22 protein-coding genes are annotated in these 26,234 nt (G+C 70.2%); 13 read left to right on the top strand and 9 right to left on the bottom strand.

The window, feature by feature from the left end; genetic code table 11:
- The first annotated feature begins 2 nt into the window (after nt 1–2).
- The 3 genes from OG758_RS25130 to OG758_RS25120 all read left to right on the top strand — a co-directional run bounded on the left by OG758_RS25130 (nt 3) and on the right by OG758_RS25120 (nt 2,975).
- A complete protein-coding gene (locus OG758_RS25130; RefSeq protein WP_266562171.1) occupies nt 3–983 on the top strand; it encodes an alpha-ketoacid dehydrogenase subunit beta in 981 nt (326 codons plus the stop codon).
- Between the two features lie 10 nt (nt 984–993).
- Nucleotides 994–2,403: a dihydrolipoamide acetyltransferase family protein gene (locus OG758_RS25125; protein WP_326712043.1), complete on the top strand. Its 1,410-nt coding sequence runs from the start codon at nt 994–996 to the stop codon at nt 2,401–2,403.
- A gap of 131 nt (nt 2,404–2,534) precedes the next feature.
- Nucleotides 2,535–2,975, top strand: a complete 441-nt coding sequence (locus OG758_RS25120; protein WP_326712042.1) for a hypothetical protein — start codon at nt 2,535–2,537, stop codon at nt 2,973–2,975.
- 183 nt (nt 2,976–3,158) lie between these two features.
- Here OG758_RS25120 and OG758_RS25115 read toward each other — a convergent pair whose 3' ends face one another.
- On the bottom strand, nt 3,159–4,052 hold the full coding sequence (locus OG758_RS25115) for a D-alanyl-D-alanine carboxypeptidase family protein (protein ID WP_326712041.1): 894 nt from the start codon (nt 4,050–4,052) through the stop codon (nt 3,159–3,161).
- 197 nt (nt 4,053–4,249) lie between these two features.
- Between OG758_RS25115 and OG758_RS25110 the strand changes: the two genes are divergently transcribed.
- Nucleotides 4,250–4,918 (top strand): GntR family transcriptional regulator, encoded by a 669-nt coding sequence (locus OG758_RS25110; protein ID WP_326712040.1) that lies wholly within the window; start codon nt 4,250–4,252, stop codon nt 4,916–4,918.
- Nucleotides 4,915–6,222 carry an MFS transporter gene (locus tag OG758_RS25105; protein ID WP_326712039.1) on the top strand — a complete coding sequence of 436 codons (1,308 nt, stop codon included), beginning with the start codon at nt 4,915–4,917 and terminating at the stop codon, nt 6,220–6,222. Before OG758_RS25110 ends, OG758_RS25105 begins: the two co-directional genes overlap by 4 nt.
- 211 nt (nt 6,223–6,433) lie before the next feature.
- Here the strand turns inward: OG758_RS25105 and OG758_RS25100 are convergent, their stop codons facing one another.
- On the bottom strand, nt 6,434–7,258 hold the full coding sequence (locus OG758_RS25100) for a maleylpyruvate isomerase family mycothiol-dependent enzyme (protein WP_326712038.1): 825 nt from the start codon (nt 7,256–7,258) through the stop codon (nt 6,434–6,436).
- Between the two features lie 178 nt (nt 7,259–7,436).
- Here OG758_RS25100 and OG758_RS25095 point away from each other — a divergent pair, with 178 nt between their 5' ends.
- A complete protein-coding gene (locus tag OG758_RS25095) occupies nt 7,437–8,234 on the top strand; it encodes a carbon-nitrogen family hydrolase (protein ID WP_326712037.1) in 798 nt (265 codons plus the stop codon).
- 76 nt (nt 8,235–8,310) lie between these two features.
- Here OG758_RS25095 and OG758_RS25090 read toward each other — a convergent pair whose 3' ends face one another.
- From OG758_RS25090 to OG758_RS25080, 3 genes are all read right to left on the bottom strand, one after another.
- Nucleotides 8,311–8,805 (bottom strand): LURP-one-related/scramblase family protein, encoded by a 495-nt coding sequence (locus OG758_RS25090; protein ID WP_326712036.1) that lies wholly within the window; start codon nt 8,803–8,805, stop codon nt 8,311–8,313.
- A gap of 42 nt (nt 8,806–8,847) precedes the next feature.
- Complete coding sequence (locus tag OG758_RS25085) at nt 8,848–9,723, bottom strand: YhjD/YihY/BrkB family envelope integrity protein (RefSeq protein ID WP_326712035.1); 876 nt, start codon at nt 9,721–9,723, stop codon at nt 8,848–8,850.
- Nucleotides 9,724–9,789: 66 nt separating this feature from the next.
- Nucleotides 9,790–10,830 carry a GlxA family transcriptional regulator gene (locus tag OG758_RS25080; RefSeq protein ID WP_326712034.1) on the bottom strand — a complete coding sequence of 347 codons (1,041 nt, stop codon included), beginning with the start codon at nt 10,828–10,830 and terminating at the stop codon, nt 9,790–9,792.
- A gap of 51 nt (nt 10,831–10,881) precedes the next feature.
- On the opposite strand from OG758_RS25080, the gene OG758_RS25075 reads away from it, so the two are divergent.
- On the top strand, nt 10,882–11,283 hold the full coding sequence (locus tag OG758_RS25075) for a cupin domain-containing protein (protein WP_116511984.1): 402 nt from the start codon (nt 10,882–10,884) through the stop codon (nt 11,281–11,283).
- Nucleotides 11,284–11,298: 15 nt separating this feature from the next.
- The gene (locus OG758_RS25070; protein WP_326712033.1) at nt 11,299–13,092 is read left to right on the top strand and encodes an NHL domain-containing thioredoxin family protein; all 1,794 of its coding nucleotides are present in this window, start codon (nt 11,299–11,301) and stop codon (nt 13,090–13,092) included.
- A 35-nt stretch (nt 13,093–13,127) separates the two neighbouring features.
- On the opposite strand, the gene OG758_RS25065 is transcribed toward OG758_RS25070, so the two are convergent.
- The 3 genes from OG758_RS25065 to OG758_RS25055 form a co-directional block, all read right to left on the bottom strand.
- The gene (locus tag OG758_RS25065; protein ID WP_326712032.1) at nt 13,128–14,810 is read right to left on the bottom strand and encodes a hypothetical protein; all 1,683 of its coding nucleotides are present in this window, start codon (nt 14,808–14,810) and stop codon (nt 13,128–13,130) included.
- Between the two features lie 150 nt (nt 14,811–14,960).
- Entirely contained in the window at nt 14,961–16,256 is a 1,296-nt protein-coding gene (locus OG758_RS25060; protein ID WP_326712031.1) for a M18 family aminopeptidase, read from the bottom strand.
- 144 nt (nt 16,257–16,400) lie between these two features.
- Nucleotides 16,401–18,227 (bottom strand): acyl-CoA dehydrogenase, encoded by a 1,827-nt coding sequence (locus OG758_RS25055; RefSeq protein WP_326712030.1) that lies wholly within the window; start codon nt 18,225–18,227, stop codon nt 16,401–16,403.
- Between the two features lie 174 nt (nt 18,228–18,401).
- Between OG758_RS25055 and OG758_RS25050 the strand changes: the two genes are divergently transcribed.
- The 3 genes from OG758_RS25050 to OG758_RS25040 all read left to right on the top strand — a co-directional run bounded on the left by OG758_RS25050 (nt 18,402) and on the right by OG758_RS25040 (nt 21,134).
- Entirely contained in the window at nt 18,402–18,869 is a 468-nt protein-coding gene (locus tag OG758_RS25050; protein WP_100596474.1) for an SseB family protein, read from the top strand.
- Between the two features lie 119 nt (nt 18,870–18,988).
- On the top strand, nt 18,989–19,951 hold the full coding sequence (locus tag OG758_RS25045) for a pirin family protein (RefSeq protein ID WP_326712029.1): 963 nt from the start codon (nt 18,989–18,991) through the stop codon (nt 19,949–19,951).
- Between the two features lie 76 nt (nt 19,952–20,027).
- Entirely contained in the window at nt 20,028–21,134 is a 1,107-nt protein-coding gene (locus tag OG758_RS25040; protein ID WP_326712028.1) for an AI-2E family transporter, read from the top strand.
- Here the strand turns inward: OG758_RS25040 and OG758_RS25035 are convergent.
- On the bottom strand, nt 21,065–23,275 hold the full coding sequence (locus OG758_RS25035) for a SpoIIE family protein phosphatase (RefSeq protein ID WP_326712027.1): 2,211 nt from the start codon (nt 23,273–23,275) through the stop codon (nt 21,065–21,067). The two genes, OG758_RS25040 and OG758_RS25035, sit on opposite strands and share 70 nt — an antisense overlap.
- A 132-nt stretch (nt 23,276–23,407) precedes the next feature.
- On the opposite strand from OG758_RS25035, the gene aspS reads away from it, so the two are divergent.
- Together aspS and OG758_RS25025 are read left to right on the top strand one after the other, a co-directional pair.
- On the top strand, nt 23,408–25,177 hold the full coding sequence (aspS, locus tag OG758_RS25030) for an aspartate--tRNA ligase (RefSeq protein WP_326712026.1): 1,770 nt from the start codon (nt 23,408–23,410) through the stop codon (nt 25,175–25,177).
- 152 nt (nt 25,178–25,329) lie between these two features.
- Entirely contained in the window at nt 25,330–26,232 is a 903-nt protein-coding gene (locus OG758_RS25025) for an intradiol ring-cleavage dioxygenase (protein ID WP_442810344.1), read from the top strand.
- Nucleotides 26,233–26,234 lie beyond the last annotated feature (2 nt).

Below are 26,234 nucleotides of genomic sequence, written 5' to 3'. Positions count from 1 at the left end.
TCATGGCGGTACAGAAGCTTCCGCTCGCCAAGGCGATCAACGAGTCGCTGCGCGTGGCGCTCGACACCGACCCCAAGGTCCTCATCATGGGCGAGGACGTCGGCAAGCTCGGCGGCGTCTTCCGGGTCACGGACGGGCTGCAGAAGGACTTCGGTGAGGACCGGGTCATCGACACCCCGCTCGCCGAGTCCGGCATCGTCGGCACGGCCATCGGCCTCGCGCTGCGCGGGTACCGGCCGGTCGTGGAGATCCAGTTCGACGGTTTCGTCTTCCCCGCGTACGACCAGATCGTCACGCAGCTCGCGAAGATGCACGCCCGTGCGCTCGGCAAGATCAAGCTGCCGGTCGTCGTGCGGATCCCGTACGGCGGCGGCATCGGCGCGGTCGAGCACCACTCGGAGTCGCCGGAGGCGCTGTTCGCGCACGTGGCGGGCCTGAAGGTGGTCTCCCCGTCGAACTCGTCGGACGCGTACTGGATGATGCAGCAGGCCATCCAGAGCGACGACCCGGTGATCTTCTTCGAGCCGAAGCGGCGCTACTGGGACAAGGGCGAGGTCGACACCGAGGCGATCCCCGGGCCCCTGCACGGCGCGCGCACGGTGCGCGAGGGCACGGATCTGACGCTCGTCGCGTACGGGCCGATGGTGAAGGTCTGCCTGGAGGTGGCCGCGGCCGCCCAGGAGGAGGGCAAGTCCCTGGAGGTCCTCGACCTGCGCTCCATGTCGCCGATCGACTTCGACGCGGTGCAGAAGTCCGTCGAGAAGACCCGTCGGCTCGTCGTGGTGCACGAGGCCCCGGTCTTCCTCGGTACGGGCGCGGAGATCGCCGCGCGGATCACCGAGCGCTGCTTCTACCATCTGGAGGCGCCCGTGCTGCGGGTCGGCGGCTATCACGTGCCCTACCCGCCGGCGCGCCTCGAGGATGAGTACCTGCCGGGCCTCGACCGGGTGCTCGATGCCGTCGACCGCTCGCTGGCGTACTGAGGAGAGGGCCGTGACGACGATGACAGACGCTGCGCTGGCCGAGTTCAAGATGCCCGACGTGGGTGAGGGACTCACCGAGGCCGAGATCCTCAAGTGGTACGTCCAGCCGGGTGACGCGGTCACCGATGGGCAGGTCGTGTGTGAGGTGGAGACGGCGAAGGCGGCCGTCGAGCTGCCGATCCCGTTCAACGGTGTGGTGCGCGAGCTGCGCTTCCCCGAGGGGACGACGGTGGATGTGGGGCAGGTGATCATCGCGGTGGACGTCGCGGGCGGATCCGGTTCCGCGGCCGCTGCTCCCGCGCCCGTTTCGTTGCCGGAGCCCGCGGCGCCCGAGCCCGAGCCCGCGCCTCAGGGGCGGCAGCCGGTGCTTGTGGGGTACGGGGTTTCCGAGGCGTCGACGAAGCGCCGTCCTCGTAAGGGCGACGTGGTGGCGGCCCCCGCGGCGGTCACGCAGTCCGCGCCCGCGCCCGCGCCGGAAGCTCTGGCGAAGGGGAACGGGCGGCCGCTCGCCAAGCCGCCCGTGCGCAAGCTGGCCAAGGATCTGGGTGTCGACCTCGCCTCGCTCACGCCCTCCGGTCCGGACGGCATCATCACCCGCGAGGACGTGCACGCGGCCGTCGCCCCGGCTCCCGAGCGGGTCGTGACGCAGGTACAGGTTCAGGTTCAGGCTCAGTCGCAGGAGCCGGTCGCCACCGCGCCGGCCGTCGTCCAGGACGGCGTCCGCGAGACCCGCGTCCCCGTCAAGGGCGTACGCAAGGCGACCGCGGCCGCGATGGTGGGCTCCGCCTTCACCGCGCCGCACGTCACGGAGTTCGTGACGGTCGACGTGACGCGGACGATGAAGCTCGTCGAGGAGCTCAAGGCCGACAAGGAGATGCAGGGGCTGCGGGTCAACCCGCTGCTGCTCGTCGCCAAGGCCCTGCTCGTCGCGATCAAGCGGAACCCCGAGATCAGCGCCTCCTGGGACGAGGCCGCCCAGGAGATCGTCCGGAAGCACTACGTGAACCTGGGTATCGCCGCCGCCACACCGCGCGGTCTGATCGTGCCGAACATCAAGGACGCGCACGCCAAGACCCTGCCCGAACTGGCGACGGCGCTGGGCGAGTTGGTGTCGACGGCCCGCGAGGGCAAGACGTCGCCGGGCGCCATGCAGGGCGGCACGGTGACGATCACGAACGTCGGAGTCTTCGGCGTCGACACGGGCACCCCGATCCTGAACCCGGGCGAGCCCGCGATCCTCGCCGTAGGCGCGATCAAGCTCCAGCCCTGGGTCCACAAGGGCAAGGTGAAGCCCCGCCAGGTCACCACCCTGGCCCTCTCCTTCGACCACCGCCTGGTGGACGGGGAACTGGGTTCGAAGGTGCTTGCGGACGTAGCGGCGATTCTTGAGCAGCCGAAGCGATTGATCACCTGGGCGTGAGCGAGCGACACGGGGCCGTCCCTGCGGGGTGCGGCCCCGTGTGGCGTACTCGGGCCGCGGTGGAAACACACGGAGACCTCTTCGTGACGCGACACCGCCGGCCGCGCCGCGGGTGGCTGTGGGGATGTGCTGTGGCTCCGGCTCTCCTGCTGGTCTCCTGCACCAGTGACGGTGGTACGCCGGAGGACGGGCGACCGGCCTCCTACAGTGCGCGCACCTCAGTTGCCGGTGGCCAGAAGAAGCTCACCGCTCAGGCCCGGACCGCCATCGGCGCCGCAGCGGCGGACGGCGACACACTCCTGGAAGGCGGCGTCGAGAGCCTCGCGGACGGGGTGCACTCGCGACCGACCGCGGACCATGGGCAGCACTACCGGCTGGCCGTCACCTGCGCGGGCCTCGGGGACGCTGAAGCCGTCTTCACGACCGAAGCGGGAGCCATCACCGAAGTCATCCCCTGTGACACGTCTGTCGTGCTCAAGCGTTTCACCGCTCCCGCCCGGACCATGCGCCTCGACATCTCCGGGAAGAGCCGCTCGTCCGGGGTGATCGCCTGGCGGATCAACCGGGTCTAGACCCGGCGAGAACGAACACGACCACGCCAGGAGAACAGGAAGCAAGCTCCGGCAGGTCCGTCGCCGGGCGTTCCTGTTCGTCGATCTCGTCGCTGGCGGGGGTTTGCTTCGCGACGGAGGCCGGTGCGACGAAGGGCCCGCCGCTGCATGCGGCAGGCCCTTCGTTCATTCAGTTTTCGAAGGTTACTTCTTGAAGCCGTAGTCCATGAGCTTCTTCGCGTCCGCCGTGCGGTTCGTGACGGAGGAGGAGGCGAGGACTGTGCCGATGACCGTCTTGCCGTTGCGGGTGGCGGCGAAGACCAGGCAGTACTTGGCCTCGGGGCCCGAGCCGGTCTTCACGCCGATGGTGCCGGAGTAGCTGCCGAGCAGGTTGTTCGTGTTGGACCACGACATGTAGCGGTAGCCGCCGCTCTTCGTGGTGACCTTCTGCTTCGTCGACGTCGTCTTGACGACCGAGCGGAACGTGGAGTTCTTCATCGCGGAGGACGCGATCTTCGTCAGGTCGCGCGGCGTCGAGTAGTTCGAGCCGCTGCCGATGCCGTCGAACGAGTCGAAGTGCGTGTTCTTCAGGCCCATGTCGGTGGCGGCCTTGTTCATCTTGCCGATGAAGGACTTCACGCGGGCGGCGCGCGTGCTGCCGGAGCCGAACTTGTCGGCCAGGGCGTACGCGGCATCGCAGCCGGACGGCAGCATGAGCCCGTACAGGAGCTGGCGGACGGTGACCTTGTCGCCGACGATCAGGCGGGCCGACGACGCGTTCTTCGCGACGATGTAGTCGCTGTACGCCTTCTGGATCGTGACCTTGGAGTCCAGGTTCAGATTCGACTGCGCCAGGACGACCTTCGCGGTCATGATCTTGGTGGTGGAGCCGGTGGAACGGCGGGTGTCGGCGGCCTTGGTGAACAGGCTCGTACCGGTCCCGTTGTTCATCACGTAGCCGCCCTTGGCGACGATCGTGGGGGTGGGCAGCGTTGCCGCCTGTGCGGAGGTGGCGAAGACCCCGCTCGCCAGGACCGCACCGGCGGTCACGGTGGCGGCGGCGGATACGCGGCGAATGCCCTTAATGCGGGTTTTCAAGTTGAACGCTCCAAATGCCCCTGGAATGCGGCCACATGAGGGTGCCGCTCGCTGAAGAGACTCATCAGTGCGGCGAATGGATGTGCCGGGATGCAGAGTATTTGCGGCGAGGGTGCGGCGCCGGTCATTTCGGGGTGGTGCGTCCGCATCCTGGACGACCGCCGACGATGCGTACGTGTTGTATCTATGATGTGCGCATGCCTTCAGCGCCCCCGTCCCCCACCGCCGTCAAGCGACCACCAGCGGCCGACCGCGTCTACGACCACGTCAAGCGCAGCGTCCTCGAACGCCGCTACGAGGGCGGGACGTTGCTCACCGAGGGCGAGCTCGCCGAGGCGGTAGGGGTGTCCCGCACCCCGGTGCGCGAGGCGCTGCTCAAGCTGGAGGTCGAGGGGCTGATCAAGCTCTACCCGAAGAAGGGCGCCCTGGTCCTGGCCGTCTCCGCGCAGGAGATCGCGGATGTCGTCGAGACCCGCCTCCTCGTCGAGGAGCACTCCGTACGCAAGGCGGTCCCCGCGCCCGCGAGCCTGATCGCCCGCCTGGAGGAGCTGCTCTCGCTCCAGCAGGCCCAGGCCGCCGCGGGCGAGTTCGCGGACGCGGCCAGCACCGACCGCTGCTTCCACGCCGAGATCGTGCGCAGCGGGGGCAATGCGATCCTCTCCCGCCTCTACGACCAGCTGCGTGACCGCCAGCTGAGGATGGGCGTCGCCGTGATGCACTCGCACCCGGACCGGATAGCCAAGACGCTCACCGAGCACGCGGAGATCCTCGACGCGCTGCGCGCAGGCGACGCCGAGGCGGCCGTCGCCGTCGTCCGCCGCCACGTCGGCTGGTTCTCGAACCTGGCGCGGGGCGAGGTCCGATGAGCAGCTCCGCCGGCACCACGTCGCTGCCCGGGGATCCGCCCGGCGGACGCAGGGCCATGGGCGTCTGGTCCATCGGCGTCGCCGTCTACTTCGTCGCCGTCATCTTCCGCACCTCGCTGGGCGTCGCGGGCCTCGACGCCGTCGAGCGTTTCCACATCAACGCCTCGGCGCTGTCCACGTTCTCGATCCTCCAGCTGCTCGTGTACGCGGGCATGCAGATACCCGTAGGCCTGTTGGTCGACCGGCTCGGCACCAAGCGCGTCCTGACGATCGGCGTCGTCCTCTTCACCATCGGCCAGCTCGGCTTCGCGTTCTCACCCTCGTACGGGACGGCCCTCGTCTCGCGCGCACTGCTCGGCTGCGGCGACGCGATGACGTTCATCAGCGTGCTGCGGCTCGGCACGCGCTGGTTCCCCGCCCGGCGCGGGCCGCTGGTCGCGCAGCTCGCGGGCCTTGTCGGCATGGCCGGCAACCTCGTGTCGACCCTCGTGATCGCGCGGCTGCTGCACGGCGTCGGCTGGGAAGCCGCGTTCGCCGGCAGCGCGCTCGCCGGAGTCGTCGTGCTCGTCCTGATGCTGCTCTTCCTCAAGGACCACCCGGAAGGATTCGAGCCGGAGCCCGTGCGGCACACCGGCGGGGCCTTCGTCCGCGGACAGATCGCCGCGTCCTGGCGTGAGCCGGGCACACGGCTCGGCCTGTGGGTCCACTTCACGACGCAGTTCCCGGCGATGGTCTTCCTGCTGCTGTGGGGCCTGCCGTTCCTGGTCGAGGCGCAGGGCCTCTCGCGCGGGACCGCCGGTGAACTGCTCACCCTCGTCGTGCTGTCCAACATGCTGATCGGGCTCGTCTACGGGCAGATCGTGGCCCGGCACCACGCGGCCCGGCTGCCGCTCGCGCTCGGCACGGTCGCCGGAACGGCGCTGATGTGGGCCGTGACGATCGCCTACCCGGGGGACCACGCGCCGATGTGGCTGCTCGTCATGCTGTGCGTCGTGCTCGGGGCGTGCGGGCCCGCGTCCATGCTCGGGTTCGACTTCGCGCGTCCGGCGAACCCGCCGGAGCGGCAGGGGACCGCGTCCGGGATCGTCAACATGGGAGGATTCGTCGCGTCGATGACGACGCTGTTCGCGGTCGGGGTTCTGCTGGATGCGACCGGCGACAACTACCGCATCGCGTTCTCCGCGGTGTTCGTCCTGGAGGCGCTCGGGGTGAGCCAGATCCTGCGGCTGCGCCGGCGCGCGGACCGCAGGGAGCGGGAGCGCCTGGTGGCGAGCCGGGTGGAGACGGTGCACGTGCCCGCGTAAGCGGTTCCTGCGTGAGGCCTCTCCGCGTAGACGTGACAGGCCTGAGGCGTACCCGTCCTGAGCCGTACTCCGCCTGAGCCGTACCTGCTTAAGCCGTACCTGCTTGAGCCGTATCCGCGTAAGACGTACCCGCGTAAGCGACGGGCCCCGGTTGCCGTCTCCGGCACCGGGGCCTTTCCCGTCCGCTCCGTCGCCCTGGCCCCCGTAAGGGCTACGGCGTTGTGGACAGCGAGTTCAGGATCGCCTGGGCGAGGTCCAGGTCGCCCTCCGTCTTGATCCGGTCGTACACCGCGTCGGGCACCACGCGGCCGCAGGCCAGCTTGACGTAGGTCTCCCAGTCGAGGGAGAGCGTCGCGGCCGGACCCAGCGACGGGGCGCCGTCGATCGTGCCGCGCCCGTCCGCGTCGACACGCACCGTGCGCAGGAACTCGACCGGTCCGTGCACATCGAAGACCACCGCCGAGTTCGCGGGCGCAGAGGCGTCCTTCGCGACGACCTTCGGCAGAACGGCGAGCAGCATGTCGCGCGTGACGTACGCGCCCGGCGAGTCGAGGTTGCCCGGCCGGCCGACGGCCACGCGCAGGTCCTGCTCGTGCACCCACACGTCGAACGCCCGCTTGCGCATGGCGAATTCGAGGGTCTCCTCCGTGCCGAGCGGCCCGCGCACCATCGCGCCCGGCTCACGCGACTCGTTGCGCAGCTGCCGGGAGCGCCGGATGATCGTGTACTCCAGCTCGGACGTCATCTCGGGCGCCGTGTGGTGGCGCCGCACGTCGACCTGCATCTCCATGTACCGCTGGTGGTCGTTCTGCACGTGGTACAGGTCGCGCGGCAGGGTGTGGATGGGCCGCGGGTCGCCGAGCATCTCGCAGTCGAGGCCGATGACATGGGACACGATGTCCCGCACCGACCAGCCGGGGCATGGCGTGGCCCGGTTCCATTCGCCCTCCACCAGGGGCGTCACCAGCTCGGATATCGCTTCGATGGAATGGGTCCAGGCATCGGCGTAGGACTGAAGACTGGGGTGGAGACTCACGGAACGGGACCCCTCGGGCGGTTGTGGCGCGGGCAGTGGGTGTCTTGGAACGCGTCTGCGGGGGTCCGGGGGGAACCCCCGGAAATGCACAGTACGCTGCTGGCAGGCACCCCGGCAGTGCTTTCGTGTGACGATCGTAGGCCCGTACAGACGGCTCGAATGCCAGGACGGTGGTAGTGTGCGCGCCTCGCTCATCCAGATCCGTGTAGATGATGACGAATCGCCCAATTCCCGTCGGCTGCGGGCCGCTTCGATGGTGCGGGAACAAGCCGGGTCCGCCGACCTCGTCGTCCTTCCCGAGCTGTGGACCACCGGCGCCTTCGCCTACGAGGCCTTCGCGACCGAGGCGGAGCCCCTGGAGGGCCCGACGTACGAGGTGATGGCGAAGGCCGCGAGCGACGCCGGCGTCTGGCTGCACGCGGGCACGATCCCCGAACGCGACCCGGACGGCCCGCTCTACAACACCGCGCTCGTCTTCTCCCCGGCCGGCGAACTCGCCAGCGCCTACCGCAAGATCCACCGCTTCGGCTTCGACAAGGGCGAGGCCGTGCTGATGGGCGCGGGCGAAGAACTGGTCACCGTGCGCCTGCCGGAAACCGTCCTCGGCGTCACCACCTGCTACGACCTGCGCTTCCCCGAGCTGTACCGGGGCCTCGTCGACCGGGGAGCCGAGACGCTCCTCGTGTCCGCCGGCTGGCCCGAGCGGCGCCGCGCGCACTGGACGCTGCTCGCCCAGGCGCGCGCCGTCGAGAACCAGGCGTACGTACTGGCCTGCGGCACCGCCGGTACGCACGCGGGGGTGCCGCAGGCCGGACACAGCGTCGTCGTCGACCCGTGGGGCCAGATCGTCGCGGAGGCGGGCGCCGACGAGGAGGTCCTCACCGTCGAGTTCGACGCGGCGGGTGTCGCCGCGACCCGCGAGCGGTTCCCGGCGCTCAAGGACCGGCGACTGGGGCTGGAGCCGCCTCGGCGGTGAGGGACCGCACGCCTCTGCCGTCTGCCGCCCGTCGCTCGCCGACAGCTGTCATCTGTCATCTGTCAGCCGTCATTTGTCAGTCGTCCCCCCGCTCCTTCTCCGCCAGGTGGATCACGCACACCGCGATGGCGATGAGCAGCGCCGGGTCCGCGTCCTCACGGATGACGTCGACGCCGTACGTGTCGCGGACCCGGAGCCAGCGGCGCGAGATGTGGGCGAGCATCTCGCCGTCGTACTCGACGACGAACTCGCGGTCCATGATCTTTCCGCTGACGTCGAGCTCGGTGCCGTCGACCAGTTCGACCCGGTAGTGGTTGCGCAGCAGCGACAGGCGCTTGCGCTTGATCTTGGCGAGGGCCTCGTCGCCGCGCTCGATGACCATCGTGTCGCGCAGGGCGAACATCTTCTCGTGGATGTCGATGAGCACCCGCCCGTCGGGCCCCTTCAGCTCGAAGGTGTCCCGCAGGCGCATCGCCTTGCCGTCGACGAGGAAGGCCTTGTGGCCCTGCTCGTCCTCGATCCAGTAGTCCTCGCCCACCGCGAAGAGCCGCTCTCGAACTTCGTATCTCATACGTCGAAGGGTGCCCAGCCCGCGCGTGAGGACTCGCGCCGGTCACCCGGGCGGCGGTGTCCCGAGCCGGCGGGCGAGGGGCCGTTCATGGGCGAGGACGTATCCCGTGGCGATCCCCACGCAGACGACCGTGAACAGCACGATGAGCCACGACAGCACGGTGAACACCATGCCGAGGGGGCCGAAGGCGGCCAGGGAACGGTTCAGCGTGCGCGGCATGTAGAAGCGCGACGCCCAGGCCAGGACGACCACGCCGATGCCGGTCAGGACGGCGCCCGGCAGCAGGGGGAGCCACGCCACCCGGCTGCCGAGCAGCAGATGCTGCGTCCACCACCACAGCAGGATGCTCGACACGCACGACAGGGGCAGTCCGAGCCAGGCACCCGCTCCGAATCCGTCGCGCACCAGCCCCTGGACCACGAGCGCGGCCAGCCACACCAGGAGCCACACCACCCACCGCCACGCGATGAGGCGCAGGCCCGCCGACGGCAGGTGCCAGGAGCGCTCGCACACGCGTTGCAGGGCACGGCTGCACGCGGTCGCCGACACCAGCGTGACGAGGATGCCGACGGTCCCGGAGGTCTCGCGAGTGGGGTCGTCGGACGTCCCGAACGCCAGCCGGACCTGGTCGAGGGAGGCCCCGGAGAGCCCGAGCGCGTATGTGGCCGAGTCGATGAGCTGGCCGCGTACGGACGGCGGGGCGAACGCGGCGACGGCGATGAACACCGGGATCGCCGTCAGAAAGGCCTGTGCGGCGAGCCGGGTCGAGGAGTCCAGGAGGCTCACGTCGACCATCTGCCGGGTCAGGCTCGTGATGAACGGCAGCCGTTCGCGCAGTTCGGCCGCCCGCCCGGCGCCCCACCGCGCGACCCTGGTCAGCTTGCCGGGGGAGCCGCTTCGTGAACTGTCGTCCGTCATAGCTGCCAAGCGTCGGCCACGCGCCACCCGCTCCGCCCGCAGACGCGCCGCCGGGGCCCGTGGCGGCTACCGGGATGCGGTCCCGGGTTGCGGCAGCGCCGCCTCCGCGGGGCCCCGGCCGAACCTTCTGCGGTATGCCGACGGGCTCAGGCCCGTCTCCCGGCGGAGCCGGGCGCGCAGGTTCGCGGCGGTGCCCAGGCCGCTGCGGGCGGCCACCACGTCGAGGCGTTCCTCGCCGCGTTCGATGAGGCGGCAGGCCAGGGCGACCCGTTCGCCGGTGAGCCAGGCCAGCGGGGTCGTGCCGAGTTCGGCGCGGAAGCGGCGGTGCAGGGTGGCGGGGCTGACCGCGGCGTGCGCGGCGAGGTCGGCCACGCTCAGCGGCGCACCGATCCGCTCCTGCGCCCACGCGAGCAGCGGCGCGAGAGACTCGTCCGGGACCGCGGGCACGGGCCGCTCCACGAACTGCCGCTGGCCGCCGTCCCGGTGGGCGGCGAACACGAGCCGCCGGGACACCGCGTTGGCGATCTCGGCGCCGTGGTCACGGCGTACGACGTGCAGTCCGAGATCGAGCGCGGACGCGCTGCCGGACGCGGTGAGGATGTCCCCGTCGTCCACGAACAGCACGTCGGGCTCGAGGCGTACCTCGGGGAAGCGGGAGCGGAAGGAGTCCGCCCACATCCAGTGGCAGGCGGCCCGGCGCCCGTCGAGGAGCCCGGCCTCGGCGATGGTGAACGCGCCTGAGCAGAACCCGATGAGCCGGGCGCCCCGCGCGTGCGCTCGGCGCACGGCATTGAGGACGGCGGGCCGCCTCGGCACGTCGGTGTCGGGCCGGTTGGGCACGATCAGCGTGTCCGCGGACTCGGCCGTGTCGAGATCGGCCACGTCGGTCAGCGTGAAGAACCCGTCCCGCATCACCGTCCGCGACTGGGGCGAGCAGAGCTGGAAGTCGTACAGCTCACGGCCGAGTTCGGGCCGGCGCAGGCCGAAGACCTCGATGGCGCAGGACAGCTCGAAGGGGTTGGAGTTCTCGTCGACGATCACCACGACGCGGTGCGGTGGGCGCTGCGACAGGTCCGGTGAGCGGCGCTGCGAGGATTCTTTCGCCATATGCGATTTCTAGCACTCGCCGCGGATCGGTGCCGGGCGCAGGATCGACGTATGACCACCCGCGAGAACACGCCGATCGCCCTCGACGAGGCCCTGGCCTCCTTCGACGCCCTGTGGAGCCCCCGCATCGTCACCCGCGTCAACGACTACGACGTCCGCGTCGCGAAGGTCGAGGGGGATCACGTCTGGCACGTACACGACGACACGGACGAGTTCTTCCTGGTCGTCGACGGCGAGCTGACCATCGCCCTGCGGGAGCCGGCGGGCGAGCGCGATGTCGTCCTGCCCCGGGGCTCGGTCTTCACGGTTCCGCGCGGGACGTGGCACAAGCCGCGCTCCCCGAAGGGCGCCTCGATCCTCCTCCTGGAGCCCACCGGCACCCCCACGGTCGGGGACCACCACGACGACGTCCCTGATCATGTGGATGCCACTACGGGGCATGCGCTCGCTTAGTGGCACCCTTGACCCATGAACGATGTCGACCCCGCGCCCCGTCGCGCCCGTGTCCGTGCCCCCGAGCTCATCGGCAAGGGCGGCTGGCTCAATACGGGCGGTAAGCAATACAGCCTGGCCGATTTGCGGGGACGCATCGTCATTCTGGATTTCTGGACATTCTGTTGTGTGAATTGTCTGCATGTCCTCGACGAGCTGCGTGAGCTCGAGGAGAAGCACCGGGACACCGTCGTGATCGTCGGGGTGCACTCGCCGAAGTTCGTGCACGAGGCCGAGCACGCCGCCGTGGTCGACGCCGTCGAGCGGTACAACGTCGAGCACCCCGTCCTCGACGACCCCGAGCTGGCGACCTGGAAGCAGTACGCCGTGCGGGCCTGGCCCACGCTCGCGGTGATCGACCCCGAGGGGTACGTCGTCGCGCAGCACGCCGGCGAGGGGCACGCCCACGCCATCGAGAAGCTGGTCGAGCAGCTGGAGGCGGAGCACGGCGCGAAGGGGACGCTGCGCCGCGGCGACGGGCCGTACGTCGCCCCCGAGCCGGTCGCGACGGATCTGCGCTTCCCCGGCAAGGCGCTCGCGCTGCCGTCCGGGAACTTCCTGGTCTCCGACACGACCCGGCACCAGCTCGTCGAGCTGGCCGAGGACGGCGAGAGCGTCGTACGGCGGATCGGCTCGCCCGGCGACTTCAACGAGCCGCAGGGCCTCGCGCTCCTCGACGACGCGACCGTCGTCGTGGCCGACACGGTGCACCACTCGCTGAAGGCCGTGGACCTCGCGAGCGGGGACATCACGACGCTCGCGGGTACGGGCCGGCAGTGGTGGCAGGGCGCGCCGACCAGCGGCCCCGCCCTCGAGGTGTCGCTGTCCTCGCCGTGGGACGTCGCCGTCTTCGGCGGCAAGGTGTGGATCGCCATGGCGGGCGTGCACCAGCTGTGGACGTACGACCCGGAGACGAAGAGTGTCGCCGTCGCGGCGGGCACGACGAATGAGGGGCTCGTCGACGGGCCGGGGGCCGAGGCGTGGTTCGCGCAGCCGTCCGGGCTCGCGGCGACCGGCGAGCGGCTGTGGGTGGCCGACTCGGAGACGTCCGCGCTGCGGTACGTCGACCTGGACGGCGCCGTGCACACGGCGGTCGGTACGGGTCTCTTCGACTTCGGGCACCGGGACGGCGCCGCCGAACAGGCCTTGTTCCAGCACCCGTTGGGCGTGACGGCCCTGCCGGACGGCTCGGTCGCGGTCTCGGACACGTACAACCACGCCCTGCGCCGCTACGACCCGGCGACCGGTGAGGTCACCACGCTGGCGACGGACCTGCGGGAACCCAGTGACGCGGTGCTGGTGGGGGACGACATCGTCGTGGTGGAGTCGGCGCGACACCGGCTGACGCGGCTGCGGCTTCCGGAGGAGGCCGTGCGGGTCGAGGCGGTCGCGCACCGGACGCAGCGCGCGGCGACCGAGGTCGCCGCGGGCGAGCTGAGGCTGGACGTGATCTTCCAGGCCCCGGCGGGTCAGAAGCTCGACACCCGGTACGGGCCCTCGACGCGCCTGCTGGTCTCGTCGACCCCGCCGGAGCTGCTGCTGGCCGGCGAGGGCGCGGACACCGACCTGGCCCGCACCCTCACCCTCAACCCCGAGGTCCCGGAGGGCGTCCTGCACGTCTCGGCCATGGCCGCGTCCTGCGACGACGACCCCGCCAACGAGTACCCCGCGTGCCACGTCCACCAGCAGGACTGGGGTGTCCCGGTCCGTCTCGTCGAGGGCGCCGCCCAGCGCCTGCCGCTGGTGCTGGCGGGGATGGACGAGGGGTAGCGCCCCAGGGCACGTGACGTGGCCCTTCCGAGGGGTCACCTCACGTCGACGTAGTCCTCGCGGCCCGCGCTCGCCAGGTGGGTGCTGTCCGGGTAGAGCAGCTCCGCGACCCATGTGCCGTCCCTCTGGGCGGTGTAGCCCCGGCTGAAGGTGCCGTCGGAGCGGGTCGTGGTGTTGCCCATGTCGTACCAGGTGGTCGACCCCTTGGGCCGGAAGAGGATCTTCACCGTCTGGCTTCCGTAGGCGTGCCAGGCGGACGACGTGTACTTCTGGAGCTTGCCCTTTACGGTGATGGTGCGCCCCTTGGCGACCGGCTCCGGTGAGGCGTTGCCGTCAATGATGCGGGTCTTGGTGCGCTTGACGTAGAGGACGGGGCTGTAGGAGGGCTGCCATTCTGCGCTGCCCTTGAAGTAGGCCCGGTAGTAGCCCTTGTAGGGCGCGTCGAAGGTGCCCTTGAAGGGGGCGCCCGCCTCGGGGTCGCCGGATCCGGGTGTGACGGTCTTCAGGGTGGTCCAGCCGGTCGTGCCGTCGGCCGAGTACTGGAGCTGGACCCGGTTGTCCGCGTCGCCCGGGATGCTGCTGCCCGTGTGGAGGCGGCCCTTGGCTGTGAGCTGGGAGTACTTGTTCAGTGATGCGGAGAAGTCGCTGATCGACGTCTTTCGGGCGACGTGCACCTTGACCTGCGCGGTCGGGCTGGCCTTGAGGTAGGTGCCCCTCGCGCTCTGTACCTCGACCGTTCCCGTGCGCGGCATCAGGATCTTGCCGGAGAAGTGGCCCTGGGCGTCGGTCACCGACCGAGTGGCGGCGCTGCCGTTGTCGCTCTGCCACACCGCGTCGACCCTGGCGCCGGTGAGCGGTTGCCAGCGGCCCTGCGTGTATACCTCGGCGCGGCCGGAAATCGTCGCCGACTGGCCTTCCTTGACGCCCAGTTCGGTGCTGTCGAGGGTCATCCGGGTGTCCGCGGCGGCGGGCGTGACGTACGCGTTGTCGCCGTCGTCGGTGACCTGGTAGGCGTTGTCCACCCCCTGGAGCCAGGTGCTGACGAGGCCGCCGTACTCCTGGGTGAGCGTGAACGAACCGGCGAACTTCCCCTCGGAGTCCGTGGCCACCGTGAGTTCGGAGGCCTCGGGAGTGTGGATCACCACGGGCTTGTCCACGGCGGCCGTCGTCTTACCGGTGCGCGGGTCGAGGACCGTGTAGCGGCCGCTGACCGAGACGTTCTGGTGGCTGTAGTCGGGCTGCATGGGCGAGACCTGGTAGTCCTGCAGGTCGATCGTGCGTACGTACCAGAACTGGTTGCGGCTCTCCGTGTGCGAGGTGTCGCCGTCGGCGTCGGTCAGGTCGACCACGATGCGATACGTGCCGAGGTCGGCGAGGTGCACCGCTTCGGAGGCGAGCCAGACGCCCTGGTGGTCGGTGCCGGAGTCCTGCCGGAAGGAGTCGATGGTGGCGACCTCCGGGGCGTCGGCGGGCGCGTCGGCGGCGTACAGATGTGCCGTGATCGAGGTGATGGCGCTGTCCGACTGTGCGGACACGGCGACGATCCCGCTGGACGGGCCGTGGTCGGTCGCGTAGACGAGCTCGGGCGCGACACCCGTGTCGGCGTGGGCCGCCGGCACAGGTCCGAGTGCCACCCCGACGATGACGGAGGCGCAGGCCAGCACCTCCAGCCGCGCTCTCTTTCCGGGCAGGCGCGAGCGGTTGCTGAGACTGTTCAAGGAGTCCCCCCACAGGACTGAAGGCACGGCTCAGGCGCTGCTGCGCCTGAAGAGGCGTGCGTGCAGCGGCGATCGTACGCCGGACCGGTACTCCATGGACAGGTTCAAAAGCTGGTCCCGAGGGGCCCGCTCGGCCCTTCAGGGGGCCGCTCAGCCCTCCAGGAACGCCACCAGCGCGTTGGCGAGAAGGAACGGGTCGTCGGCGGCACACAGTTCGCGGACGCTGTGCATGGAGAGGATCGCGACGCCGATGTCGACGGTCTTGATGCCGTGGCGGGCCGCCGTGATCGGGCCGATCGTGGTGCCGCAGGGCATGGCGTTGTTGGAGACGAACGACTGGAAGGGCACGCCGGCCTTCTCGCACGCGGCGGCGAACACGGCGCGGCCCGAACCGTCGGTGGCGTAGCGGTTGTTGACGTTGACCTTGAGGATGGGGCCGCCGCCGGCGCGCGGGTGGTGGGTGGGGTCGTGGCGCTCGGCGTAGTTGGGGTGCACGGCGTGCCCGGTGTCGGACGACAGGCACACCGTCCCGGCGAAGGCGCGGGCCTTGTCCTCGTAACTGCCTCCGCGCGCGAACACCGAACGCTCCAGGACGCCGCCGAGCAGTGGTCCGTCGGCGCCGGTGTCGGACTGCGACCCGTTCTCCTCGTGGTCGAAGGCGGCGAGGACCGGGATGTAGGGGAGGTCGTCCGAGGCGGACACGGCGGCGAGGGCGGCCGTTCCCGCGTGCACGGACAGGAGGTTGTCCATGCGGGGTCCGGCGACGAGCTCCTTGTCGCGGCCGAGGTAGGCGGGCGCCTCGACGGGGTGGGTCATCAGGTCCCACCCGGTGACGTCGCCCTCGGCGAGGCCGTACTCCTCCTCCAGGAACCGGATGAGGCCGCCCTCGTGGACGTCGTCGCCGAGGCCCCAGATGGGCTGCATGTGCTTCTGCTTGTCGAGCTTGAGGCCGTCGGTGTGGACGGAGCGGTCCATGTGGATGGCGAGCTGCGGCACGCGCAGCAGTGCCCGGTCGATGTTCACGAGCCGCGTCGAGCCGTCCCGCAGGGTGAGCCGGCCCGCGAGTCCGAGGTCCCGGTCGAGCCAGGAGTTGAGGAGCGGGCCGCCGTAGATCTCGACGGCGACCTGCCGCCAGCCCTGCGAGCCCATGTCGGGCAGCGGCTTGACGCGCAGGTTCGGTGAGTCGGTGTGCGCGCCGACGATGCGGAAGGGGGTGTGCGGCGCGGCGCCCTCGGGGACGTACCACGCCACGATCGCGCCGCCGCGCGTCACGTACTTGCCGCCCGTCGTCCCGTCCCACGCGTCGGTCTCGGCGACCTGGCGGAATCCGGCCTTCTCCAGGCGCGAGGCGGCGTTCGCCACGGCGTGGTACGGCGAGGGGCTGGCCGCGAGGAAGGACATGAGGTCGTCGGTGTGACCGCGGTCGAAGCGGGAGGGGTTGCTCATGCGGGCCAGCCTAACGAGCCTTCGGCCCGGCGTGCGGGGGGTCCGCGCGGGTGCGGCCGTAGGGTTCGGCCGATCTCGATACGACGGCGCCGCCACCCGGATGTGTCCGGGTGGCGGCGCCGGTGACTGCGGGCGGGCCGGGGACTAGAACGCGGCCTCGTCCAGCTCCATCAGGTCGAGGTCGACCTTCTCGGAGAGGCGGCGCTCCAGGCCGACGCCCGGCAGGACGTTCGCGGCGAAGAACTTCGCGGCGGCGATCTTGCCCTGGTAGAAGGCCTGGTCCTTGGCGGAGGCGGTCTCCAGCTTCTCGGCGGCGACGGCGGCGCCGCGCAGCAGCAGGAAGCCGACGACCACGTCGCCGGAGGCGAGCAGCAGGCGGGTGGTGTTGAGGCCCACCTTGTAGATGTTCTTGGTGTCCTGCTCGGTGGCCGCGAGGTCGGTCAGCATGACGCCGACGATGGCCTCCAGCTCGACGGCCGCCTTGGCGAGCGACTCGCGGGCCGGGGCGAGCTCCTCGCCGCCCGTGCCGACCGCGAGGAACTTCTTGATCTCCTCGGCGAGGCCGTTGAGCGCGGCGCCCTGGTTGCGGACGATCTTCCGGAAGAAGAAGTCCTGGCCCTGGATCGCGGTGGTGCCCTCGTAGAGGGTGTCGATCTTGGCGTCGCGGATGTACTGCTCGATCGGGTACTCCTGGAGGTAACCCGAGCCGCCGAAGGTCTGGAGCGACTGCGCCAGCTGCTCGTAGGCCTTCTCCGAGCCGTAGCCCTTCACGATCGGCAGGAGGAGGTCGTTGAGGGCGTGGAGCTGCGACGCGTCCTCGCCCGTGGCCTCCTTGACCGCGATGTCGTCCTGGACGGCGGCGGTGTGCAGCACGAGCGCGCGCATGCCCTCCGCGTACGCCTTCTGCGTCATGAGCGAGCGGCGCACGTCCGGGTGGTGCGTGATGGTGACCTTGGGGGCGGTCTTGTCCATGAACTGGGCCAGGTCGGGGCCCTGGACGCGCTCCTTGGCGTACTCCAGCGCGTTCAGGTAGCCCGTCGACAGCGTGGAGATCGCCTTCGTGCCGACCATCATGCGGGCGAACTCGATGATGCGGAACATCTGGCGGATGCCGTCGTGCTTGTCGCCGATGAGCCAGCCCTTGGCGGGGTGCTGGTCGCCGAACGTCATCTCGCAGGTGTTGGACGCCTTGAGGCCCATCTTGTGCTCGACGTTCGTCGCGTAGACGCCGTTGCGCTCGCCCAGCTCGCCGGTCTCCCAGTCGAAGTGGAACTTCGGGACCAGGAAGAGGGAGAGGCCCTTGGTGCCGGGGCCGTGGCCCTCGGGGCGCGCGAGCACGTAGTGGAGGATGTTCTCCGACATGTCGTGCTCACCGGACGTGATGAAGCGCTTCACGCCCTCGATGTGCCAGGAGCCGTCCTCCTGCTGGACGGCCTTGGTGCGGCCGGCGCCCACGTCCGAGCCGGCGTCCGGCTCGGTCAGGACCATCGTCGAGCCCCACTGCTTCTCGACGGCGATCTCGGCGACCTTCTTCTGCGCCTCGTTGCCCTCCTCGAAGAGGATGCCGGCGAAGGCCGGGCCGGAGCAGTACATCCAGATCGCCGGGTTCGAGCCGAGCAGCAGCTCCGCGTAGGCCCAGATCAGGGAGCGCGGGGAGGTGGTGCCGCCGATCTCCTCGGGCAGGCCCAGGCGCCAGTACTCGGAGTCCATGAAGGCCTGGTACGACTTCTTGAAACTGGCCGGTACCGGAGCGGTGTTGGTCTCCGGGTCGAAGACCGGCGGGTTGCGGTCGGCGTCCGTGAAGGACTCGGCCAGCTCGTTCTCGGCGAGGCGGGCGACCTCGTCGAGGATGCTCTTGGCGGTGTCGACGTCCATCTCCGCGAACGGGCCGCTGCCGTACAGCTTGTCGCGCCCGAGCACCTCGAAGAGGTTGAACTCGATGTCGCGGAGATTCGACTTGTAGTGCCCCATGGCGACGGCTCCGTTTGGCTGGAAGCGGGATATTCGTAAACACGCACTACTCGCAAGTAGCAAGTGCCTACGATGATGCTACCCGTCGGTAATAACGCGCAACCCCTGATCCGCCAATGTGAGCAGGGTCTAACGGAGCCCGCGCTCCGGCCCCCGCTCGGTAGTCTGGCCCTCATGTACGGCTACGACCAGACCGCGGGACCCGGGCAGCAGTACGCGCCGCCGCAGCAGGGCATGCAGGGCGGGTACGGCCAGCAGGCGCCGCCGCTGTATCCGGAGCCGTCACCTCCGTCGCTGGCGGACGCGGTCCGCGCCTTCACCACGGGCTCGATGTCCGCCGAGGACTTCCAGCAGATCTTCGCCACGTCGAAGGTCTACTGCCCGCGCGGCGACAACCCCGGCTTCCTCGCGCTGCACAACACCCAGCAGCCGGTCATCCCGATGTTCACCTCGCTCAAGGAGCTGCGCAGGTACGCGGGCAAGGAGTCCAAGTACTTCGTGATCACCGGCGCCGAGGTGATCGACCTGCTCCCGACCGGGTACGGCTTCGTCCTCGACATGGAGGGCGAGCACCGGATGGTCTTCGACGCCAAGGCGGTCGAGCAGATGGTCGACTTCGCGATGCGCCGGATGTACGGCTAGCGGTCACCGCACACGCAGGCACCAGCAACGCCCGGAGGGAATTCCCTCCGGGCGTTCCGCGTTCCAGGTGGCAGAAAGTTCTACGTTCAACTAAACTCCGAGCACAAGGAGGTCCCGACATGCCTGCAGTGACCGTCGAAAACCCGCTGACCCTGCCCCGTGTGGCCGCGTCCGCCGACGCCGTGGCCCGCCCCGTACTGGCCGTGACGACCGCGCCCAGCGGATTCGAGGGCGAGGGCTTCCCGGTGCGCCGAGCGTTCGCCGGGATCAACTACAAGCACCTCGACCCGTTCATCATGATGGACCAGATGGGTGAGGTGGAGTACGCGCCCGGAGAGCCCAAGGGCACGCCCTGGCACCCGCACCGCGGCTTCGAGACCGTCACCTACATCATCGACGGCACCTTCGTTCACCAGGACTCCAACGGCGGTGGCGGCACCATCACCAACGGCGACACCCAGTGGATGACGGCCGGCTCGGGCCTCCTGCACATCGAGGCGCCGCCGGAGGCGCTCGTCATGTCCGGCGGGCTCTTCCACGGCCTCCAGCTGTGGGTGAACCTTCCGGCCGCCGACAAGATGAAGGACCCCCGCTACCAGGACATCCGCGGTGGCCAGGTCAAGCTCCTCACCACCGCCGACGGCGGCGCCCTGCTGCGCGTCATCGCGGGTGAGCTCGACGGCCACGACGGCCCCGGCATCACGCACACGCCGATCACGATGGTCCACGCGACCGTCCGCCCCGGCGCCGAGCTGACGCTGCCGTGGCGCGAGGAGTTCAACGGCCTCGCGTACGTCCTCGCCGGCCGCGGCACCGTCGGCACCGACCGCAGGCCGGTCCACATGGGCCAGACCGCCGTCTTCGGCGCGGGCTCCTCGCTGACCGTCCGGGCGGACGAGACGCAGGACTCCAACACCCCGGACCTCGAGGTCGTCCTCCTGGGCGGCCGCCCGATCCGGGAGCCGATGGCGCACTACGGACCGTTCGTCATGAACACCCGCGACGAACTCCAGCAGGCGTTCGAGGACTTCCAGGCGGGCCGGCTCGGGGTCATCCCGGGAGAGCGGATCCCGCACACGTAAGCGGCATCTGATTGCCCGTCACTCGCGTGGCCCCGTCCGGAAGGTCGGGGCCACGCCCGCGTGATGCCCTGGGGAGGTGCACACAGGTACAGGTAAGCCGCTTCTTCCCGAACCAGCCCGCCGTACCGCCGCCTGGTGCGCCCTGGCGCTGCTCGTCACCGGGGTGGCGGCCGTCGGTGTCTGGCTGTGCATCGTCTTCAAGACAGCCGTCACGCCCCTGCTGCTCGCCCTGCTCGGCACGGCCCTGCTCGGGCCGGTGCACGGCTGGCTGATCCGCAGGAAGGTCAACCGGGCGCTCGCCGCCGCCCTCACGTGTGTCGCCCTCGTCGCAGTCGTCGGCGGTGCCGGCTACATCGTCGTCAAGACCCTCATCGACACCGGCGACCAGATCGTCGACTCGGTGCGGCAGGCCGGCAGCTGGATCAAGAGCCACTTCGGTATCACCGTGGCCGACGACCTCGGATCCGCCGCCGGCAGCCTCCAGAAGCTGCTGTCCAAGTGGGGCGCCAGCGCCGCGAGCGGAGTGATCGCCGGGCTCACCGTCCTCGGCTCGCTCCTCACGACCAGCGTTCTCGCCCTCCTGCTCACGTTCTTCTTCCTCAAGGACTCCGACCGCGCCGCGGGTCTCGCGCACAGCCTCGCGCCCGGCCGTGCCGGGGAAGTCCTGGAGGCAATGGGGCGGCGTGCCTTCCAGGCCGTCGAGGGCTTCATGCGCGGGACCACGCTGATCGCGCTCATCGACTCGATCTGCATCACCGTCGGCCTGCTCATCCTGCGGGTGCCCGGCGCGGTCGGGCTCGGCTCCCTGGTCTTCGTCACCGCGTACATCCCCTACCTCGGGGCGACGATCTCCGGCGCGGTGGCCGTCCTGGTGGCACTCGCCGACCGGGGCTGGGTGACCGCCCTGTGGGCACTCGGCGTCATCCTGGCCGTGCAGCAGCTGGAGGGCCACATCCTTCAGCCGATGATCCAGTCCCGCACCGTGCAGATGCATCCCGCGATGGTGATGCTGGCGATCACGGCGGGCGCCTCCGTCGCGGGCATCCTCGGCATGCTGCTCGCGGTGCCGTTGACGGCGGCCGCCTTCGGGGTGATCGGGGAGATGCGCAAGCGCTACTCCGCAGGCGAGGGGCCGTCGGCGCCGTCGGGGGGTTCACGTGAGACGTCGGCCGAGGACTCGTAGAGCTCGAACCAGATGCTCTTGCCCTCGCCCCTCGGGTCCACGCCCCAGCGGTCGGCGAGCAGCTCCATCAGTACGAGGCCGCGCCCGGATGACGCGAGCTCGCCCGGGTGGCGCTTGTGCGGCAGGTCGTCGCTGGCGTCGGCGACCTCGGCGCGCAGCCGCCGCGCGGGCCCGTCGGCGACCTCGGCGACCAGGAGCGCGTCACCGTCCGTGTGGACGAGGACGTTCGTGAGCATCTCCGAGATCATCAGGACCGCCGAGTCGACCTGGTCCTCGTCGGTCCAGTCGTGCAGCAGCTCGCGCAGGTGCTGACGGGCGGCGGCGACCCGCTCCGGCTCGGCCTGGGCGACGGTCATCGCGGTGCGGCGCGCGGGCACGGGCGCCTCGGGCAGGCCCGTCCTGGCGAGGAGCAGCACCGCTATGTCGTCCTCGCGCCGGTCGGCGAGTGGGCCCGTCGTGTAGTGCGAGGAGGGGCCGTGCACGGCTCGCACGAGCGCGTCGGCCAGGTCCTCCAGGCGGTCGGGGTCGGTGGAGTGCTCCCCGTGCCCGCCGTGCTCCTCGAGGATGCCGCGGATGCGGGCCCAGCCGGTGTCGAGGTCGTGGCCGCCCGTCTCGATGAGGCCGTCGGTGCAGATCAGCAGGGTGTCGCCGGGTTCGAGGGTGAGCCGGGTCGTGGGGTAGTCGGCGTCGGGGTCGACGCCGAGGGGCAGCCCGCCCGCGGTGGGCCGTACCAGGACCGTCCCGTCGGTCATGCGTATCGCGGGGTCGGGATGGCCGGCGCGGGCGATCTCCAGGATTCCCGTCTTCGGGTCGGCCTCCACGTACAGACAGGTCGCGAAGCGCGGGTCGCCCGCCTCCGAGCCCTTCTCGATGCCCTTGCCGGGGCCGCCCGTGGAGCCGTACGTGATGGAGTCGGTGACCCCGTACAAGAAGCGGGAGGCGCGGGAGAGGACGGCGTCCGGGCGGTGCCCCTCGGCCGCGTACGCCCGCAGCGCGATCCGCAGCTGTCCCATCAGGCCGGCGGCCCGCACGTCGTGCCCCTGCACATCGCCGATGACGAGCGCGATGCGCCCGGTGGGCAGCGGGATCATGTCGTACCAGTCGCCGCCGACCTGGAGGCCGCCGCCGGTCGGTACATAGCGGGCGGCGACGCTCATCCCCGGGATCTCGGGGCCGAGCGTGGGCAGCATCGAGCGCTGGAGTCCGTCCGTCAGCTCCCGTTCCGACTCGGTGATCCCGGCGCGCGACAGAGCCTGCGCCAGCATGCGCGCCACCGTCGTCAGGACGGAGCGCTCGTCGGGCGTGAACGACACCGGGTAGGCGAACGCGGCCATCCAGGTGCCTATGGTGTGGCCGGCCACGATGAGCGGCAGGAACGCCCAGGACTGCCGCTGGAAGCGCTGGGCCAGTGGCCAGGCGGCCTGGTAGCGCAGGCGGTACTGCTCGGGCGACGACAGATAGACGGCGCGGCCGGTGCGCACCACCTCGGCTGCCGGATAGTCGGTGTCCAGGGGCATGTCCGTGAACGGCCCCTCCTCGCCCGGCTCGTGCCCGTGGTGTCCGATGACCGTGAGCCGGTCGCCGCCGACGCCGAAGACGGCGAGGCCGTCCGGCGAGAACCCCGGCATGGAGAGCCCGGCCGCGACCCGCAGGACCTCCTCGGTGGACCCCGCCTCGGCGAGCGCCCGCCCGGCGTCCAGCAGGAACGCCTCGCGGGAGCGCCGCCAGTCCCCGGTCACGGGAGTACGCGCCGCGGTTCCGGGCGAGGGCTCGCTGACCTCCTGGAGCGTGCCGATCAGCTCGTACGCGTGCGAGTCGCCGTGCACGAGCGGCTTGGAGCGGCTGCGTACGGTCCTGATGACGACGCCCTGATCGTCCATGATCCGCAGCCGGGCCTCGGCGAGGGTGCCCTCGGCGACGGCGAGCTGCACCACGCCGTAGATCTCGTTCCAGTCGACGGGGTGGAAACGGGAGCGTACGGCGGCCTCCGTCAGCGTCACCCGGGATGCGGGCAGGCCGAGCAGCCGGGCCGCCTCCGCGTCGAAGGTGACCAGCCCGGCCCGGTTGTCCCACCGCCACACACCGGTGTCGAGGGCGGCGAGAACGTCCCCCACGGGCGGCAGGGGGTCACCAGTGCGCATGGCCCCACTCTAAGAAGAGGTGATCGTGGACGGCCACCGAGACTATTCGCAGAGCGATCTTGGGGCGGCCGGTACCCTGGGGCTTCGGGCATGCCCGGCCAATCCCCAATCGCAAAGACTGGATGAACGACGATGCATCGGTACAGGTCCCACACCTGCGGCGAGCTCCGCGCCTCTGACGTCGGATCCGACGTCCGGCTGAGCGGCTGGCTGCACAATCGGCGCGACCTGGGCGGCATCCTCTTCATCGATCTGCGGGACCACTACGGGATCACGCAGCTCGTCGCCCGCCCCGGTACCGCGGCCGCCGAGGTCCTCGACAGGCTGACCAAGGAGACGGTCGTCCGCGTCGACGGCAAGGTCGTCTCGCGCGGCGCCGACAACGTCAACTCCGAGCTGCCCACGGGCGAGATCGAGATCGAGGCCGCCGAGGTCGAGGTGCTCGGCGCGGCCCAGCAGATCCCGTTCACGATCAACGCGGACGACGGGGTGAACGAGGAGCGGCGCCTGGAGTACCGCTTCCTCGACCTGCGCCGCGAGCGCATGCACCGCAACATCATGCTGCGCTCGTCCGTCATCGCCTCCATCCGCTCCAAGATGGTGGCCCTCGGGTTCAACGAGATGGCGACGCCGATTCTCAGCGCCACCTCCCCGGAGGGCGCCCGCGACTTCGTCGTCCCCTCGCGCCTCAACCCGGGCAAGTTCTACGCGCTGCCGCAGGCGCCGCAGCAGTTCAAGCAGCTGCTGATGATCTCGGGCTTCGACCGCTACTTCCAGATCGCGCCCTGCTTCCGTGACGAGGACGCCCGCGCGGACCGCTCGCCGGGCGAGTTCTACCAGCTCGACGTGGAGATGTCCTTCGTCGAGCAGGAGGACGTCTTCCAGCCGATCGAGAAGCTGATGACCGAGCTCTTCGAGGAGTTCGGCGGCGGCCGCCACGTCACGTCCCCGTTCCCGCGGATCCCGTTCCGCGAGTCGATGCTCAAGTACGGCTCGGACAAGCCGGACCTGCGCGCCCAGCTCGAACTGGTCGACATCTCGGACGTGTTCGAGGGCTCCGAGTTCAAGGCGTTCGCCGGGAAGCACGTGCGCGCGCTGCCCGTCCCGGACACCGCGTCGCAGTCCCGCAAGTTCTTCGACGGCCTCGGTGACTACGCGGTCGAGCAGGGTGCGAAGGGCCTCGCCTGGGTCCGCGTCGCCGAGGACGGGTCCCTCACGGGCCCGATCGCGAAGTTCCTCACGGACGAGAACGTCAAGGTCCTCACCGAGCGCCTCGGCCTGAAGGCCGGCCACGCCGTGTTCTTCGGCGCGGGCGAGTTCGACGAGGTCTCCAAGATCATGGGCGCCGTCCGTGTCGAGGCCGCCAAGCGCGCCGGGCACTTCGAGGAGGGCGTCTTCCGCTTCTGCTGGATCGTCGACTTCCCGATGTACGAGAAGGACGAGGACACCGGGAAGATCGACTTCTCGCACAACCCGTTCTCCATGCCGCAGGGCGGCCTCGAGGCCCTGGAGACCAAGGACCCGCTGGACATCCTGGGCTGGCAGTACGACATCGTCTGCAACGGCACGGAACTGTCCTCCGGCGCGATCCGGAACCATGAGCCCGAGATCATGCTCAAGGCCTTCGAGATCGCGGGCTACGACCGTGACACCGTCGAGGAGCAGTTCGCGGGCATGCTCCGCGCGTTCCGCTTCGGCGCCCCGCCGCACGGCGGGATCGCCCCCGGCGTCGACCGCATCGTCATGCTCCTCGCCGACGAGCCGAACATCCGCGAGACCATCGCGTTCCCGCTCAACGGCAACGCGCAGGACCTGATGATGGGCGCGCCCACGGAGCTCGACGAGACGCGCCTGCGCGAGCTGAACATCCAGCTGCGCAAGCCGGTGGGCGAGAAGAAGTAGCACCCGCCAGTCGTCCGAAGGGGCCGGAACCGTTGATCGGTTCCGGCCCCTTCGCTGTGCGGACTCACAGCGCATCCCCATGTCCCTGACAGGTGGCGGTCCTAGCTTCGCTTCCCATGACAGAGACTCAGGGACCAGCGCACAAACGTGACATGACCCGCCGGAAGGTCATCCTCGCGGGCGGGGCCGCCGTGGCGGCCGTCGGCGTCGGGGGCTCCATCGCCGCCAACGCGTTCGCGGGGGAGACGGACACCGCCGACAGGAAGTCCGGGGCGGAGTCCTGCTACCGGCTCACCTCGGAGACCACCGAGGGCCCGTACTACATCGACGCGGACAAGCTCCGCCGTGACATCACGGAGGACAAGGAGGGCATCCCGATGGTCCTCCGCCTCAAGGTGATCGACGCCGAGACCTGCAAGCCCCTGCGGAACGCGGCGGTCGACATCTGGCACTGCGACGCGCTCGGGATCTACTCCGGGTACGAGTCCCTCTCCACCGGTGGCGGTGGCACGCCCCCGAGCGGCGCCCCGAGCGGAGCCCCGACCGACCAGCCGTCCGGCGCCCCGACGGGCGCCCCGCCCGGGGGCGGCGGTGGCGGCGGACACGAGGAGCCCACCGACGACGAGCGTTATCTGCGGGGCACCTGGAAGACGGACAAGCACGGCAGCGTCGAGTTCAGGACGGTCTTTCCCGGCTGGTACCGGGGCCGTGCCGTGCACATCCACACCAAGGTCCATGTGGACGGCAAGTGGACCGACGCCGGCTACGAGGGCGGCCACACCTGTCACACCGGTCAGTTCTTCTTCGAGGAGGCCGCGGTCATCGCCTCGGGGAAGGTCGCGCCGTACTCGACGAGCACGACCGAGCGCACGACGCTGACCGGGGACACGATCTACGACCAGAGCGGGACGACGGGCGGCCTGCTGAAGCTGACGTACGGCAAGGGGCGCATCGCGAAGGGCGTCATCGGGTCGATCACGATGGCGGTGGCACCCGACGAGACGCACGACAGCACGGACACGCAGCCGGGAGCTTCCGCCTCGACGGCTTCCTGACG

The sequence above is a fragment of the Streptomyces sp. NBC_01474 genome, assembly GCF_035918215.1.
GTDB classification, from domain to species: Bacteria; Actinomycetota; Actinomycetes; order Streptomycetales; family Streptomycetaceae; genus Streptomyces; species Streptomyces aureus.
This window is presented reverse-complemented; position numbering and strand designations above follow the sequence as displayed.